We start from the raw sequence: 15115 nt of genomic DNA, 5'->3' as shown, positions 1-15115 counted from the left end.
TCACATCGTTCTGTGTCGCGGTCATCACGGCACCCTCCTCACCAGGCACAACGCCTGGCAGGTCAGGCCGGAAACACCGTTAGATCCACAGTCCCCGCGGTTCAGCCACTGGTCGACCGTCTCGCCGCGTAGGACGCTGAGTAGAGCCTGCTTGTTGTCGTAGCTCTCGACCTTGTCTCGATCCTCACTTAGGTGAATATGCCATAGATGGGATGAGTCGGATGACGCTGCGCGATGGTAGCGGAAATCCCAGCCCTCGACGGTCGTGTCATTGTCGGTTTGGCCGAAGAACTCTTTCCACCCGTTCAGGCGCGGATCATTGGCGTTCTGCCCGGAAGCCAGCAGGCGGTTGGAGAACCGGGCAATGTTGCTGTAGTTCGATGCTGCTGCCGTAATTCCTGCCGGAAGCTTCTTGTCCGCGCTCGGATCGACCTGCAGGGAACTCAAGGCCAGGCTTTGAGCCTCCGGAAACGTCCAGTCATAGGCAGCGGCCTTGTCCGATGGGCCGCCCTTGTCCTCGGCGTCCCGGACGGAGTAGTTGTCTGAGCTGTTTGCCGCTCGGGTGTTGTGGTACCCGGGCTTGTCGGCGTAGATGCCGCCGTTCTGCGAGCCGGGCTGAAGCTTGAGCAGCTCCTCCATCAACCACCAAGAGGCCGAGGTGATTCGCGCCGGGTTCGGGTTTGCAGCTGCACTTGCAGGGGATGCAACGACAACACCTGCGAGAAGTGCCACCGAGGCAACGGTGGCAGCACAGAAAGAGCTCTTGGTTTTGCCGGACGTCAGGACCGATTTGAACGTTGCGCTTGGCGCTCTGAAAAGAAATCTGAGCACGTTGGACCGTCTCACTGCCTCTCCTTCGAATTCTAGCTCTGTCGCCCTGAACCGGGCCGTGGCCGCTATGCCCGAGGGCGGGTCAGCCCACGAAGCAGTCGCGACTCCACCCAGGACGAGAGCGGTGGCCCGGAGCCGACGATGAGGACTGGTGAAATCCATCGATTCTCCCTGATGTCGGACCGGCAATGCCGGTGACTGGGAGAAGAATCGCGGGACGTACATGAACGTTTCTTGATTCGGCCCTGACCGGCCGCCGGGCCGGTGGGCGCGCCGGGCGGGGTAATCGAGGCGTTGGCCGCTGGGGCGCCCAGGGCGAAATCGCCGCTAACTCAGTGGACCTGGTGCTCCTGGGTCGTCGGACCACTCCCGGTACGGAGCGTCGCGAGGCGCAGGTCCATGAGCTTGCGCCTGACGTCGGCGGCCTCGGCGTAGCCGAGGTCCACCAGGATCTTCAGAGCCTGCAACCATGCCACAGAGGCGGCCTCAAGGTCGTTGGTCGCACGCCGGACGTCGCCCAGATCGACGAGCACCCGCGCATTGTTGTACCGGTCGACGCCGCGTTGAAGCAGCGCCAAGGATTCCTCGTACGAGCGGCGTGCGTCGTCAAAGCGTCCGAGCTGGTGCTGGGCGTACCCGATGGTGTGCCAGGTGGCCGCCTGGCTGTTCGGATCTTCGACGGCGGAGGACAAGGACAACGCCCGCAAGCCGTGTTCGATAGCGGAATCCGGGCGGCCCATGAGGGTCAACGTCCACGCCATGCTGCCCCAAGCTGCCGCCTCACCCGACGTGTTGCCGGCCGCGCGGTACAGATCGGCGGCGAGACGGCCCTCGCGCAGGGCCGCGGGATAGGCTCCCTCGCGTGTCAGCACACTGGCAAGCGTGCCGTGGATGTTCGCCTCAGCGCTCCGGTCCTCCAGCTCAGCCTGGAGGCGGACGGCCCGCTCGAGGTTGATCCGCGCCTCGGCCGACTTTCCGATACGGCTCAGCCCCATCGCGGTACACAGTAAGACCAACGCTTCACCAGCGCGATCGCCGTGTCGTGCTGCCGCATCGAGGGCGGCCTTCATCGCATCCTGATGGTCCTGCCAATAGCTCCCACGGATCAGGAACGTGGAGAGCGACCAGCCCAGCAACCAGACATGCCGGAACGCGCCGGACTCCGCCGCGCGTCGTAGCGTGCTCATCAGCACGCGATGTTCGGCCGCGAACCAGGCCATCGCGCCGGCATGATCGAGAATTTCCGCGACTTGGGTGCCGGGCGAAGGTTCGCCCAATGCTCGTGGCAGCTGGTAAGGGCTCATCGCTATTCGTGCCGCGCAGCTCGTGTGCAGGTAGTGGTCGAACAGTCGCCGCTCGGCCAGGTGCTGCTCGGCCGCGCTGTCCTCGGTGCCGGCCAGTTCGACCGCGTAGGCCTGGAGCAGGTCGTGCAGCTTGTAGCGCCCGGGCCGATGTTCCGAGAGCAACTGGGCGGTAGTCAGTTCGCGAATGAAAACTCGGACCGCCGGCACGGGGACTGCCAGCAAGCTTGCCATGGCGTTGGCGGTGATGTCTTCGCCGGGATGAACGCCCAGGAGCCGGAACAACCGCGCGGCCGGGGCGCTCAAGATCCGATAGGACCAGGACAGCACGCTACGCGCGTCGGTGGCCGGGTCGTCGCTGGCGAAGGCGTCGAGGGCGTTGCCGGTCTCACGCAGCTCGACGGCCATGACGGCCAACGGCACGTCCGGTCGCATCGCCATCCGGCTGCCCAGTACCGCCAAGGCCAAGGACAGTCCGGCACAGCGCGCGATCATCTCGGTCAGCAGTTGCGGTTCCTGGGCGCCCCGGGCGGCCCCGATCCGGTCCACGACCAGGCTGCGTGCCTCGCCATCGTCGAGCAGATCCAGGCATACCAACTGGGCACCGTATGTCACCACCAGCCCCGCCAACTGGTTACGGCTGGTGATCAGGGTGACGCAGGACGGCGCGCCCGGCAGCAACGGCCGGACCTGTTCGGCGTCGCGGGCATTATCCAGTACGACCAGAGTTCGCCGGCCGCTCATCAAGCTCCGGTACATTGCGGCGCGGTCGTCCAGCCCGGCGGGGATGCGTCCCGCCGGCGTGCCGAGAGCTTCCAGAAAGCCACGTAGAACCGTCGCGGGGTCGGCGATCGTGCTGTCCGCGCTGAACCCGTGCAGGTCGACGTATAGCTGGCCGTCCGGGAAGCGGTCGGCGTTCTGACGGGCCCAGTGCACGGCCAAGGTTGTTTTGCCGACGCCGGCGGTGCCGTGGATCGTGGCGATCATCGTGGTGGTGGGCTGGTTCTCCGCCTCCGCGAGCAGAGCCGCTAGACGGGACAGGTGTGACTCCCGTCCCACGAAGTGCGAAAGACCAGTCGGGATCTGGGCCACTGCCTCCGGCTTGGGGCCGGTCGACGGCAATTCACCGCGGAGGATCGCTTGATGTACTTGCTGGAGCTCCGGACCGGGCTCCATGCCGAGTTCCTCGGCGAAGACGCGCCGGATGGCCGTATAGCGGTCCAGTGCTGCCGAATCGCGTCCGGCGGCGTGCATCGCCCGCATCAGCAGTGCGAGAGTCGACTCGTTGAAGGGATGCTGCCGGCACAGATCCTCCAACGGTCCCACTGCCTCGGCCCCCTGGCCCAGGTCGATCGAGGTCCGTGCCCAGCCCGCCACCGCTTCGCACCGTTCCATCTGCCAGGCGTCGCGTGTCTGTGCCGCCCATTCGCCGGCCACTCCCGCAAGCGGCTCTCCGCGCCACAGGTCGATAGCTTCCCGCAACAGCCGCGCCCGGTCGGGTTGACTGGTGCGCGCCGCGGCCGCCTCGCCGACCCGCGAGCGGAACAGCAGTAGGTCGACATCTCGAGCGTCCAGGTCCAGCACGTAGCCGGCCGGCTGTTTGAGCAGTTGCGGCCGCCGGCCAGGCGAACCGGTGGGCAGCCGGGCGAATACGCTACGGAGCCGGGTGACATAGGTGTGCACAACGTTGCGGACCTGGGCCGGACGTTTGTCGCCCCAGACACGGTCGGTCAGGACATCTGGGCTGATCGGTCGCCCGGCATCGACGAGGAGCGCGGCGAGAACCGCACGTTGCTTCATCGGGCCGATGTCAACCCGCTGGTCTGCCTCCCACAGTTCCACCGGCCCCAGCAGACGAAATTGCATGATCCCCCGATGCGCCTGCTCGTTGCTGGTCGCCCCCATCTTCGCAACACTGCCCGCCCGGCGCTGGGACAACGGCAGCGACAGGAAAGTATCAATGAGTTATGGCAATATCCAGGGCGCGATCCCAGGGCCGTCGCAAGGTCGAGATTTGACCGTTTTAGGTGAGTCCATGGAGTCGTAGGGATCGTTACGGATCTTGGCCGTTTCGGCGTAAGGCTGGTGCGATCGAGGTGACGCCGTCCAGGCGGAGAAGGCTGACCGCGGTGTTGCGCAGGGTGGCCAAGTCCGAGAGGAACGCCGGCAAGCTCCGCAAGGCACTCGATCCCTACCCGACTTTCGCCTTCAAGGTCGACCGTGCCGGCGCGAACGGGCGGATTGCCTGCCGCAGCGCGGCAGCACCGAGCCGGTCGAACCCAGGGCCCCGGCAAAGTGTGCTCGGCACAGGGTGACTCGTTGGTCTTGCCGTCGACGTCGATGCTGGCCAGGACCACACTGGTGGCCTGGTCGCAGGCGGTCATCACGTGCCGGGCGGCGGTGTCGGCGCTGCGGGAGCCGCGCAGGGTCTTACCGTCGACGGCGATTCCCGCGGGGTCGTCGAGCCTGCGGCGGAGGCCCTGCCGGCGAGCCAGACGCCGACCGCGACGGACAGCAATACGTCGGTATCGATCTGCATCGTCGCCGGTCGGTGATCGTGCGAATGAACGAGGCCGGGAATCGCCTGGACACCGCGTCCGCACCATCAGCGAAGCGTTGACGGCCGGCTGTGGAGACAGCATCGACGTGCTCTGCCTGCGTCATGCAGCTCAGTATGGCGAGTCCGCTGGTACGCCCACGAGCGTGCGTCGGTCAGCACGAGTAGCCGTCGCGCCTTGTGACGCGCAACTTGCGGCAGATGAGTTATACGTTCAAGGCTGCTCGGGCAGGAACGGCGCGAAGTGCTCGGCCACTAGGTCGGCCACGGCTTCGGCGTCCCGTGATCCGTCGACCTCGATGACGCGGACCCCCAATCGGTGCGCGTTGCGGACCGCGTCTGCGGCGATCAACCGATCACGCTCGACGCGGTTGCGTTGAGCGAGTTGCGAGTCGCTGACCTGATGACCGATGGCGCCGGCACGGGGTAGCCGAGCGACCTGGCGTTGCCGGAACTCCTCGGCCGCGACCATGACCACCATCCGGCCGATAGAGCCGGCGACCGGCGCGACCAGTTCTGGGCGTAGCCCCCAGCCCTCAGCAAGGATGGGCCGAGGGGAGACGAGGGCACGTAGGTCGTCTTGCACCCACTGGAAACGGTCCGGGAAGTCGGCGATGACCTGATCGGCCATCTCCTCAGGCGTTGCTTGGATCCAGACTGCCTCCCAGTCCGGTCCGGTTGGGGACTCACCGCAACGGACCCGCTGTGCTATCCGCCGATCATCATGGCCGCGAGCGTCGTGGTAGTCGTAGTGGTAATGGGTGAGGCCGTACCGCTCAGCGAGAATGCCAGCGACAGTGGATTTGCCGGCCCACTGGCCGCCGCCGATCCACAGGGCGCGTTGGAGCGTGGTGACGGGGTCCCATCTCATGTGTCACAGCGTGGAACCACCGCGCTACAAGATCAAGTCTTGTTCTTCGTCGGAGGACCTGATTATCTGAAGATAGGCCGGGCGGCACTTGATGCCAGGTGACGAGGGAGTCGACACCGCGACCTGCCATACCAGCGACATCTGTGAGCGCTGAACCCTGGATGACCTCTCATCGGCAGATCCGCGCACACTCAGCGGCACATCAGGACGTCTGACCTGGGCGCCTCGACTGACAACTGCGGCGACGTCATGCGCATCCGAGTAGGTCCCACCGGTTGCCGGCGATGTCGAGGAAGACCGTGACCCGGCCATAGGGCTCGGCCCTTGGCTCCCGGACGAAGGTGACACCGGCCTCGGCCATCCGTCGGTAAGTGGCGTCGAAGTCGTCGACTCGGAGGAAGAACCCGACTCGGCCGGCTACCTGGTTACCAGTTGCGGCACGTTGGTGTTCTCCGTCGGCGCGAGCGAGGAGAATCCCGGTCTGGGCACCCGGCGGCCGGACGACGACCCAACGCTTGGGCCGCCCGTCAGTGGTCAGCGATGGGGAATCCTCGACGAGATCGAAGCCGAGTACGTCGGTGAAGAACGCGATCGCGGGTTCGTACTCGTCAACGATCAGGGCAACCAGATCGATCTGCACCACGGCAGCGTACGCAGGGTCCATCGTGCTCGCCGCCCGCGCGCCGACAGCGGCAGGTGAGCGCACCCGATCACGTGTTCCGCCACGGGTGGGATCTCCACCCCGAGCGCTGTCGTCGTCGGCACGATCCGGCGCGGCGACCTGGTTAGATTCATGCCGTGACGAAGGTCGACGAGTTGCTGGCGACCGCTGCGGTCGATCCGTACGCAGATGCTTGGGACTCGCTATACGAGAAGGCGTGCCACGAAGGTTTCTCCGATGCGGACGAAGCCTTCCTGATCCCGCGTATGGCCGACCTCGCGGGCCGGTACGCACCGGCCGACCGCGACAACGTTCTGATGCTTGCCGGCAAGATCGCAGCGGATCTTGATGAGGCTAACTGGCCGCGATACGCCGAAGTGTTCGCAACCATGCACCGGCTGACCAACGACTGGCTTGCCACACCGACCGACCGGCACTCGTTCGTCTTCCGTCTGCAGGCGGTGATGGCGCTGGAGGGTGACGAGCTCTGGGGGGCGGAGCTCGATCGGATCGTGCACGACGAGATCGAGGTCGAGTGCCCGCAGTGCGAGACGTCGCTGTTCGTGGCCTTCGGCGAGGATGGGTGTTTCGCCACCCACGAGGACTACGCCACGAAGCCGGATGTCGAGCAGACACCGCTACTGCCGACCGAACCGGACGAGTTGAACGGCGTCGGTCAACGGCTGCATCTGATGAGCGTGCAGGCCGGGCAGCAGTCCGTCGCCATTGCCCTCACCTACCTGTTCGGCCGTGCCACCTGCACGCAATGCAGCACGACGTTCCGAGTGTCCGAGCAGGTCTTCCGGTACTGACGTGGGTGAGCCGGGAGCCTGGCCACGCGGGCCTGGCCGACGGCCCACCGAGGTACGCCTGCGCGATCCGACATACGACTTTCGGCAGATCCGCGCACACTCAGCGGCAGATGCGGATACCGGTCCACCATTCGCAAGCGGCTGACGCTCTCGGTACGTCGGGCGCTGGTGGCGATGCGAGGATGGCAACCGTGCTGACCATTGACTCACTGACCGAACTCGACCGCGGCGAGTGGGAAGGGCTGACCCGGAGCTTCCACGCCCACTGGGCCGGTCGGCCGGGTCGGCCCGCGACTGAGGTTGACGACGGCGGCTACGAACGCACGTGGCAGCGTCTGGTCAACGGAGAGCAGATCCGGGGCATCTGTGCACGGCTCGATGGCAAGATGGTTGGCATCGCGCATTACCTGTTCCACGCCAGCGTCTGGGGTGCCGGGAGATGCTACCTGGCAGAATTGTTCGTAGACCCGCAGGCACGACGCCGAGGTATCGCCACGGCGATGATCGAGCGGGTCGCGAAGGATGGCGATGAGCATGGTGCCCCGCGTCTGTACTGGAACACCGAGATCGACGCCGACGCCCGCGCTTTGTACGACAAGCTCGCCGTCTACAGAGGCTATATCGTGTACAACTACTCGTGGCCTGCCACTACCGCCGTGACGTAAACAGACCACCCACCCGTTACGCAGACGCCTCTGCTGAGCAAGTCCGGGGTGCCGCATAGGCATCATGTGCGTTCCATTGAAGCGTGACCCGTGCCCACAGTACCGGGTTGACTACGGCGGTGATCACGATGGAAAAGGGCCATCGAGATTCCTGCGGTCACCGAGAAGTCGTTGCCGCCGCTGCCGGTGGCGGCGACGGCGCCATTCCTCAGTGATGGGCATGCTCCGCGTTCCCTCGGAACCGCCGTGATCTCCTACGCTGACGCGTTCCACGCCACTCAGCTCACCACGGCCCGTCCCCGTAGAGCGTTGCGCACGCCTCAGCGACCTTGAGTGCGGCTTTGCTGATCTCCAAGTTCGCCTCCACCGCAGTCGACTGCTCCCCGTTCAGGTCAGCGGTCTCCCGGGCGTTCACCGCGTCCCGCAGGTCCCGACCGTGCGCCGACATGATCCGGTCCGCCGACTTCAACGCGTGCTCGGCTGCCTTACGAGTGTCCGCAAGGTTGTCAAGGATTTCCAACATGTCCGTGGGCAGGGTGTGGCAGGCCAGGCGGTTCCAATCCTGGGTTGGCAGCGGCGCCGAGGCTGTACTGGCGGCGGCCGTGTTGGTGGGCTCGCTGGCCTTGCCGCCTTTGCCGCGCACACGCAGGACCCGGTGTCCGTGTTCCTCGCCCAGGTCGGCGATGTTCGACCCGCAGGCTTCGAAGATCCGCAGGCCGGGAACCGGCAGATCAACCGGGTGCTGCACATCATGGCCACCGTCCAGTTGCGCAATCCCACCGAAGGCCGCACCTACTTCGACCGAAAGAAGACGTCCGGCAAGACGTCCATGGAGGCGATGCTCGCCCTGAAACGACGCCTGTCCGACATCGTCTACCGGCGCATGATCAACGACGCGGTGGCCGCGGCAGCGGGCCCGGGAGGACAACGGGGAACGACAACTGGCTCCAGCGCGACCGACTCTCATCCCCCAGCCGGCTCTTCGGAGAAGTCACTTCCCGGACCCGCCGAAACCCAGGATAGAACTCTCCTCCTGGCGGTGTCTTGACACAGAGGGGAGCCAGATCCGGACGCCGAGCGGCGCGGCGCTCGGCGTCCGACCGTTACGCGTCCTGAGCCACCCGTACCTGCGGGGGCGGCGAGAAGAAGCCTCGCCGCCCCCGCGTCCCGCGTCGGGTACGAGGGTCAGGCGACCGCGCAGGCGGTGCCGTTGAGCGTGAAGGCGGACGGCCGACCGGCGTTGCCGGTGTGGGTGGCCTGGAAGCCGATGTCGACCGACGTGTTCGGGGCGATGGTGCCGTTGTAGGAGACGTTGCGCGCGGTGACCGCCCCGCTCGACGGGGAGTAGGTGGCGTTCCAGCCGCTGGTGATGGTCTGGCCGTCGGGCAGCGTGAACGCCAGGGCCCAACCGTTGACCGCGCTGCTGCCGGTGTTGGTCACCGACACGGCCGCGGTGAGCCCGCTGTTCCAGGCGTTGACCGTGTACGTGACCCGGCATCCCCCGGACGGCGGGGGCGTGGTCGGCGGCGCGGTGGTGGGCGGTGCCGTGGTCGGCGGGGGCGTGGTCGGTGGCGCGGTGGTGGGTGGTGCGGTGGTCGGCGGCGTGTCGCCCCCGATGCTGCCGGGCACCGTGCGCAGGGCGTCGTACCAGGCGACGGCCATCTTGCGGTAACCCGTGGCGTTGGGGTGTACGCCGTCGGCCAGGTCGCTGAGCGTCAGCGCGCGGTACATGTCGACCAGGTGGACGCGCTTGCCGGCGGCGGCCCGGGTCTGCACGATCCCCGGGATCGCCGCGTTGTAGCCGCGGACCTGGGTGTCCGCGCCGGACTTCGGGATGATCGTCGCGACGAACACCTCCGCGTTCGGTGCGGTGTTGGTGATGCGATCGACCAGGGTGGCCAGACGAGCCGGGGCGCCGGACGTGTCCCCGTACATGTCGTTGGTGCCGATGTGCAGCAGCACGGTCCGCGGGTTCGTGGCCCGCAGCCAGTTGACGACGTTGGCGTCGATCTGGGCGATCGTCCACCCGGAATGGCCCTCGTGGTCGTGGTCACCGAGGCTGGCCGGGCCGTTGAACCCGGAACCGACGAAGTCGATCCGGTATCCGCCGGAGACGAACCGCTGCCAGAGTTCGATCCGGTAGCCACCGGCGACGTTGAAGCCGTCGGTGATCGAGTCGCCGAGGGGCATGACACGTACCCCGCCGTTGGACTCGGCGCTCGCGGGCGCGGTCGCCACCGGGACGGCCGCGGTCATGGCCGCGACGGCGGCCAGGGCCGCCCACCACAGTCGGGCCCGGCGGGGCCTCGACGTCGTCGCGGTGGTGGCGGGCAGCGGGGGGACGGGGTTGCCAAGGATCGGTCTGCTCATGGGGCTTCCTCAGGTGGTGGGGGCACGACATCGGCGGCCCACCGACGAGGCGGAACCGCGCGGTACGCGAGAGTGAGCTGCGCGAGGACCAGGAACCCGGACGTCATCACCGCTGGTCGTACGCTCTGGTCATCGACGGTCGGAGACGACGGATCGATGAGCCCTGGCCGGGATGTGCCCTGCACCCCGCCTGGACGCACCATAGCTTGTTATCGCTAACACCGGCAATGCATCGAACGTGGGCGATGGTCGGGAGTGGACGAGGCGGTCAGTCCTGGCCCGTCACCTCGGTCGGCGCGAGCCTCGCGGCGAGCCAGCGCAGCTGCCGCCGGACGTGCACGGCCTCGCCGCCCTCATGGCCGTTGAACGGGTAGACGTGCATCTCCCGCTGCGGTGGGACGGGCCGTCCGGTCGCGGCGCCGTACTGGTTGTAGGCGGCGAAGCCGGTGCTCGGCGGGCAAACGGTGTCGCGCAGGCCGACGCCGAAGTGCGCCGGCGCGGTGGCCCGCCGGGCGAAGGTCACCCCGTCGACGTAGGACAACGTGCGCCGGACCGCGTCCTCGGCCTCCCGGTGCACCGCCAGGTACCGGCCGATCTCACCGTACGGCGACACGTCGCTGAGCGTGATGGCGCGCTGGACGTCGCAGAGGAACGGGGCCGTCGCCAGCACCGCCGCGAGGTCGTCGACGAGGCCGGCCACCGCCAGGGCCAGGCCGCCGCCCTGACTGTTGCCGACCACGGCGACCCGGCCCGCGTCGATTCCGGGCAGGGCGCGAACCGCCTCGACGGCCCGGACCGCGTCGGTGATCAGACGTCGGTAGTGGTAGTCGTGCGGGTCGAGGATTCCCCAGGTGGCCGGCCAGGGGCCGCCGGGCCTGCCGTGCGGGTCGGCGGTGTCGCCGGCGCCGTGCTGCCCCGCCTGGCCCCGGTTGTCCATCAACAGGTGCGCGTACCCGACGACCGGCCAGGTCAGCCGCTCGTGCGGCAGGCCGCGTCCACGCCCGTAGCCGGCGTACTCCACCACGGCGGGCAGCGGTCCGCGTACACCCGCCGGTCGGGTGTACCAGGCGCGCACCGGGTCACCGCCGAAGCCGGCGAACGTGACGTCCCAGGAGTCGAGCAGGCGCAGGTCGGTGGGTTCGGGACGGACGTCCACGAGCACCGGACGGGTGGCCGCCTCGGCGAGGGTGCCACGCCAGAAGTGGTCGAAGTCCTCGGGCTCGGCGACGGTCGGCACGTATCGCTCAAGCTCGGCGAGGGCGAGGGCGAGGGCGGGGTCGGAGTACGGCACGGTTCCTCGCAGGGTCAGAGCTGTTGGGCGGGGGGTGCGGTGCTCTCCCGGACGACCAACTCGGTCACCAGGTCGATCCGGCTGGTCGCCGGGGCGGTGCCGCCGACCAGGCCGAGCAGCATCTGGGTGGCGATGCCCGCCATGTCGCGCAGCGGCTGGTTGATTGTGGTGAGAGCCGGATCGGTCCAGGTGGCGACCGGCAGGTTGTCGTACCCGATCACGGAGAGGTCCTCGGGGACCCGCAGGCCGCACTGCCGGGCGGCCCGGAGCACCCCCATGGCCTGCGTGTCCGAGCCGGCGAAGATCGCCGTGGGCCGGTCCGGCCGGTTCAGCAGCTCAAGCCCGTGGGCGTGCCCGGCCCCGGCGGAGAAGCTGCCGTAGCGGACCAGCTCGCGGTCGACGGTCAACCCGATCTCCTCATGCGCGTGCTGGAAGCCCGCGGCTCGGGCCCGGCTGCACAGCACGTCGGGCGGCCCGGAGATGACGGCGTTTCGGCGGTGGCCCAGCTCCAGCAGGTGTCGAGCGGCGAGCAGGCCGCCGTTCCAGTTGTTCGACCCGACCGTGGGCACGGAGGCCGAGGTCGCGCTGTCGGTGTCGATCACGACGAACGGGACGCCCTGGCGTCGCAGTTGCTGTTGCTGCGTCTCGGTCAGGTGGCAGAGGACGAGCAGCACACCCAGCGGGCGTTGGCTGAGCAGCGTGTCGAGCCACCGTTGCGGTGGGCGGTGCGCGCCGTCGAGTTGGGAGACCGCGAGGCCGATGCCGGCGATGCTGGTGACCGCCTCGGCGCCGCGCAGGACCTCCATCGCCCAGCCGGTGTCGAACTCGTGGAACACGAGATCGATCCGCCCCGCGCCGGACGATCGCCGGGCGCGGCGCTGGTACCGGTGACGGTCGAGACTCTCCTCGACCCGTGCCCTGGTGCCGGGGGCGACATCCTCGTGGCCGTTGAGGACCTTGGACACCGTGGCGACCGACACGCCGACGTCGTGGGCGATCGTCGCGATGGTGGTGGAGGCGGGTGGGTCGAGCGGGCGGTGCTCTGTCATCGCAGCCTCATGCAGCGTCGAAATTTTCGGAAGACCTTAACACGATCAGTCGGTCAGGACGGTCGATGTGGCCGTAGCTCAGGCGCGGCTGCGGCGGTTCCCGGGCCCGGTCATGACTGAGCGCAATGGCCAGTGCCACTGACCGTACGAAGGAGCCGTTCCGCGACCGATCGAGCCCCTTGACTACATCCGGGCGGTGGACTTAGGTTGCCGAAAAGGTTGCTTGGGTTTCCGGAAAGTTTCGGATCGCACACGTCCGCCACGGACCGGTCCCACGAGGGTGCGGGAACGTGGCCGGAGCTAAGGGGTCTCGGCATGAGAAGTCAGCTGCCCGCCGACGGCGAACCGACGTCCCGCGACGCCACACCGTGGCGCGACGCGCGGCTGTCACCGGCCGAGCGGGCCGAGGCGCTGCTCCCGCTGATGTCGGTGCAGGAGAAGATCGCCCAGCTCGTCGGCGTCTGGGTCGGCGCCGACGCCTCCGGCGAGGGCGTCGCCCCGCACCAGTCCGACATGGTCGCCGAGACGCCGGCCTGGGACAGCGTGATCTCCCACGGGCTGGGCCAGCTCACCCGGCCGTTCGGCACCGCGCCGGTCGACCCGGTGCTCGGCGCCCGGTCGCTGGCGGCCTCCCAGGCGCAGATCGTCGCCGCCAGCCGGTTCGGCATTCCCGCCCAGGTGCACGAGGAGTGCCTCACCGGGTTCGCGGCCTGGCGGGCCACCGTCTACCCGACCCCACTGGCCTGGGGCGCATCGTTCGACCCCGACCTGGTTGAGGAGATGGCCGGCCGGATCGGCCGGTCGATGCGCGCCGCTGGCGTACACCAGGGGCTCGCGCCCGTCGTCGACGTCACCCGCGACTACCGCTGGGGCCGCACCGAGGAGACGATCGGGGAGGACCCGTACCTGGTGGGGACGACCGGCGCGGCGTACGTGCGGGGCCTGGAGAACGCCGGCGTGGTCGCCACCCTCAAGCACTTCGCCGGCTACTCCGCCTCCCGGGGTGGCCGCAACCTCGCCCCGGTGTCGATGGGGCGCCGCGAGCTGGCCGACGTCATCCTGCCGCCGTTCGAGATGGCCCTGCGCCTCGGCGGCGCGCGGTCGGTGATGAACTCCTACGCCGAGATCGACGGCATGCCGGCCGCCGCCGACGAGCACCTGCTGACCGGGCTGCTGCGCGACGAGTGGGGTTTCACCGGCACCGTGGTCGCCGACTACTTCGCCGTGCGGTTCCTGCAGACTCTGCACGGTGTCGCCGAGGGCGCCGCCGACGCCGCCCACCTGGCCCTGCGCGCCGGGATCGACGTGGAACTGCCCACCGTGGACGCCTTCGGCGACGCGCTGGTGGAGGCGGTCCGCGCCGGCGAGGTCGACGAGGCGCTGATCGACCGGGCGTTGCGTCGGGTGCTGATCCAGAAGATCGAGCTCGGCCTGCTCGACGAGGACTGGCGCGAGGTGCCCGACGACGTCGCCGACCTGCGCCTCGACGACGAGGCCAGCCGGGACGTCGCCGTACGCCTGGCCCGCGAGTCCGTCGTCCTGCTGCGCAACGACGGTGTCCTGCCGCTGCCCGTCGCGAGCCGCGTCGCCCTGGTGGGTCCGGTCGCCGACGACCCGATGGCCATGCTCGGCTGCTACTCCTTCCCCAACCACGTCGGCGTCAACCACAGCGACCATGGCCTCGGCCTGGACATCGCCTCGCTGCGCGAGGAACTGGCCCGCCGCGTCCCCCTGCTCACCCACGAGCCGGGCTGCGCCATCACCGGCGAGGACACCTCGGGCATCCCGGCCGCGGTCGCCGCGGCCACCGCCGCCGACGTGTGTGTGCTCGCCGTCGGCGACCGGGCGGGAATGTTCGGCCGGGGCACCTCCGGTGAGGGCTGCGACGCCGCCGATCTGCGGCTGCCCGGGGTGCAGGCCGACCTCGTGCGGGCCGTCCTCGCCACCGGCACCCCGGTGGTGCTGGTGCTGATGACCGGCCGGCCGTACGCGCTCGGCCCGGAGTTCGACGCCGCGGCGGCGGTCGTGCAGGCGTTCTTCCCCGGCCAGCTCGGCGGGCAGGCGCTCGCCGAGGTGCTCATCGGCGCGGTGAACCCGTCCGGGCGGTTGCCGGTCAGCGTTCCCCGCGACGCTGGCGGACTGCCGGGCACCTACTTGTCGCCGCCGCTCGGGCACCGCAACAAGGTGTCCTCGATCGACACGACCCCGGCGTACCCGTTCGGCCACGGCCTGAGCTACACCAGCTTCGAGTGGTCCGACGCCACGGTCGTGCCGTCGGCGGATGGGGATCGGGACGAGACGACGGACTGGCCGGTCGACGGCGAGGTGCGGGTGCGGATCACCGTCCGCAACACGGGTGACCGGGCCGGCACCGAGGTGGTGCAGCTCTACCTGCACGACCCGGTGGCGCAGACCACCCGCCCGGTGATCCGGCTCGTCGGCTTCGCCCGGGTGCCGTTGGAGCCCGGGGCGGAGGCGCACGTGACGTTCGGCGTACCGGCCGACATCGCGTCGTTCACCGGTCGGTCCGGTCGGCGCGTCGTCGAGCCAGGCGCGGTGGAGCTGCGGTTCGGCCGGTCGAGTGGGGAGATGGCGGCGGCCCTGCCGCTGCGGCTCGCCGGGGCCGAGCGCGAGGTCGGCCACCAGCGGGAACTACTCACGTCGGTGCGGATCGAGCCCCTGGTGGCCGTACCGCACTCCGCATAGG

General features: G+C 68.7%; 12 protein-coding genes. 4 read left to right on the top strand and 8 right to left on the bottom strand.

Annotated features, from left to right (window positions below; all coding sequences use genetic code 11):
* Nucleotides 1-24: 24 nt before the first annotated feature.
* From ABZT87_RS21850 to ABZT87_RS21835, 4 genes are all read right to left on the bottom strand, one after another.
* Nucleotides 25-732, bottom strand: a complete 708-nt coding sequence (locus ABZT87_RS21850) for a hypothetical protein (RefSeq protein ID WP_355137788.1) — start codon at nt 730-732, stop codon at nt 25-27.
* 431 nt (nt 733-1163) lie between these two features.
* A complete protein-coding gene (locus tag ABZT87_RS21845) occupies nt 1164-4037 on the bottom strand; it encodes a BTAD domain-containing putative transcriptional regulator (RefSeq protein ID WP_355137751.1) in 2874 nt (957 codons plus the stop codon).
* A gap of 866 nt (nt 4038-4903) precedes the next feature.
* Nucleotides 4904-5560: a hypothetical protein gene (locus ABZT87_RS21840; RefSeq protein ID WP_355137749.1), complete on the bottom strand. Its 657-nt coding sequence runs from the start codon at nt 5558-5560 to the stop codon at nt 4904-4906.
* A gap of 247 nt (nt 5561-5807) precedes the next feature.
* Nucleotides 5808-6224: a VOC family protein gene (locus tag ABZT87_RS21835; RefSeq protein WP_355137786.1), complete on the bottom strand. Its 417-nt coding sequence runs from the start codon at nt 6222-6224 to the stop codon at nt 5808-5810.
* 134 nt (nt 6225-6358) lie between these two features.
* Between ABZT87_RS21835 and ABZT87_RS21830 the strand changes: the two genes are divergently transcribed.
* Together ABZT87_RS21830 and ABZT87_RS21825 are read left to right on the top strand one after the other, a co-directional pair.
* Nucleotides 6359-7033, top strand: coding sequence for a hypothetical protein (locus ABZT87_RS21830; RefSeq protein WP_355137747.1), 675 nt, complete (start codon nt 6359-6361; stop codon nt 7031-7033).
* Between the two features lie 182 nt (nt 7034-7215).
* Nucleotides 7216-7698 carry a GNAT family N-acetyltransferase gene (locus ABZT87_RS21825; protein WP_355137745.1) on the top strand — a complete coding sequence of 161 codons (483 nt, stop codon included), beginning with the start codon at nt 7216-7218 and terminating at the stop codon, nt 7696-7698.
* A 283-nt stretch (nt 7699-7981) separates the two neighbouring features.
* Here the strand turns inward: ABZT87_RS21825 and ABZT87_RS21820 are convergent, their stop codons facing one another.
* Entirely contained in the window at nt 7982-8446 is a 465-nt protein-coding gene (locus ABZT87_RS21820; RefSeq protein ID WP_355137743.1) for a hypothetical protein, read from the bottom strand.
* On the opposite strand from ABZT87_RS21820, the gene ABZT87_RS21815 reads away from it, so the two are divergent.
* Nucleotides 8438-8746: a hypothetical protein gene (locus ABZT87_RS21815; RefSeq protein WP_355137741.1), complete on the top strand. Its 309-nt coding sequence runs from the start codon at nt 8438-8440 to the stop codon at nt 8744-8746. The genes ABZT87_RS21820 and ABZT87_RS21815 overlap by 9 nt on opposite strands.
* Nucleotides 8747-8883: 137 nt before the next feature.
* Here the strand turns inward: ABZT87_RS21815 and ABZT87_RS21810 are convergent, their stop codons facing one another.
* From ABZT87_RS21810 to ABZT87_RS21800, 3 genes are all read right to left on the bottom strand, one after another.
* Nucleotides 8884-10068 carry a cellulose binding domain-containing protein gene (locus ABZT87_RS21810; protein ID WP_355137739.1) on the bottom strand — a complete coding sequence of 395 codons (1185 nt, stop codon included), beginning with the start codon at nt 10066-10068 and terminating at the stop codon, nt 8884-8886.
* A 268-nt stretch (nt 10069-10336) separates the two neighbouring features.
* Nucleotides 10337-11359, bottom strand: coding sequence for an acetylxylan esterase (locus ABZT87_RS21805; protein ID WP_355137737.1), 1023 nt, complete (start codon nt 11357-11359; stop codon nt 10337-10339).
* A gap of 14 nt (nt 11360-11373) precedes the next feature.
* The gene (locus ABZT87_RS21800) at nt 11374-12408 is read right to left on the bottom strand and encodes a LacI family DNA-binding transcriptional regulator (protein ID WP_355066461.1); all 1035 of its coding nucleotides are present in this window, start codon (nt 12406-12408) and stop codon (nt 11374-11376) included.
* 315 nt (nt 12409-12723) lie between these two features.
* Here ABZT87_RS21800 and ABZT87_RS21795 point away from each other — a divergent pair, with 315 nt between their 5' ends.
* On the top strand, nt 12724-15114 hold the full coding sequence (locus ABZT87_RS21795; RefSeq protein ID WP_355137736.1) for a glycoside hydrolase family 3 N-terminal domain-containing protein: 2391 nt from the start codon (nt 12724-12726) through the stop codon (nt 15112-15114).
* Nucleotide 15115 lies beyond the last annotated feature (1 nt).

This window comes from Micromonospora sp. NPDC005237 (assembly GCF_040607775.1).
Classification (GTDB): Bacteria; Actinomycetota; Actinomycetes; order Mycobacteriales; family Micromonosporaceae; genus Micromonospora.
This window is presented reverse-complemented; position numbering and strand designations above follow the sequence as displayed.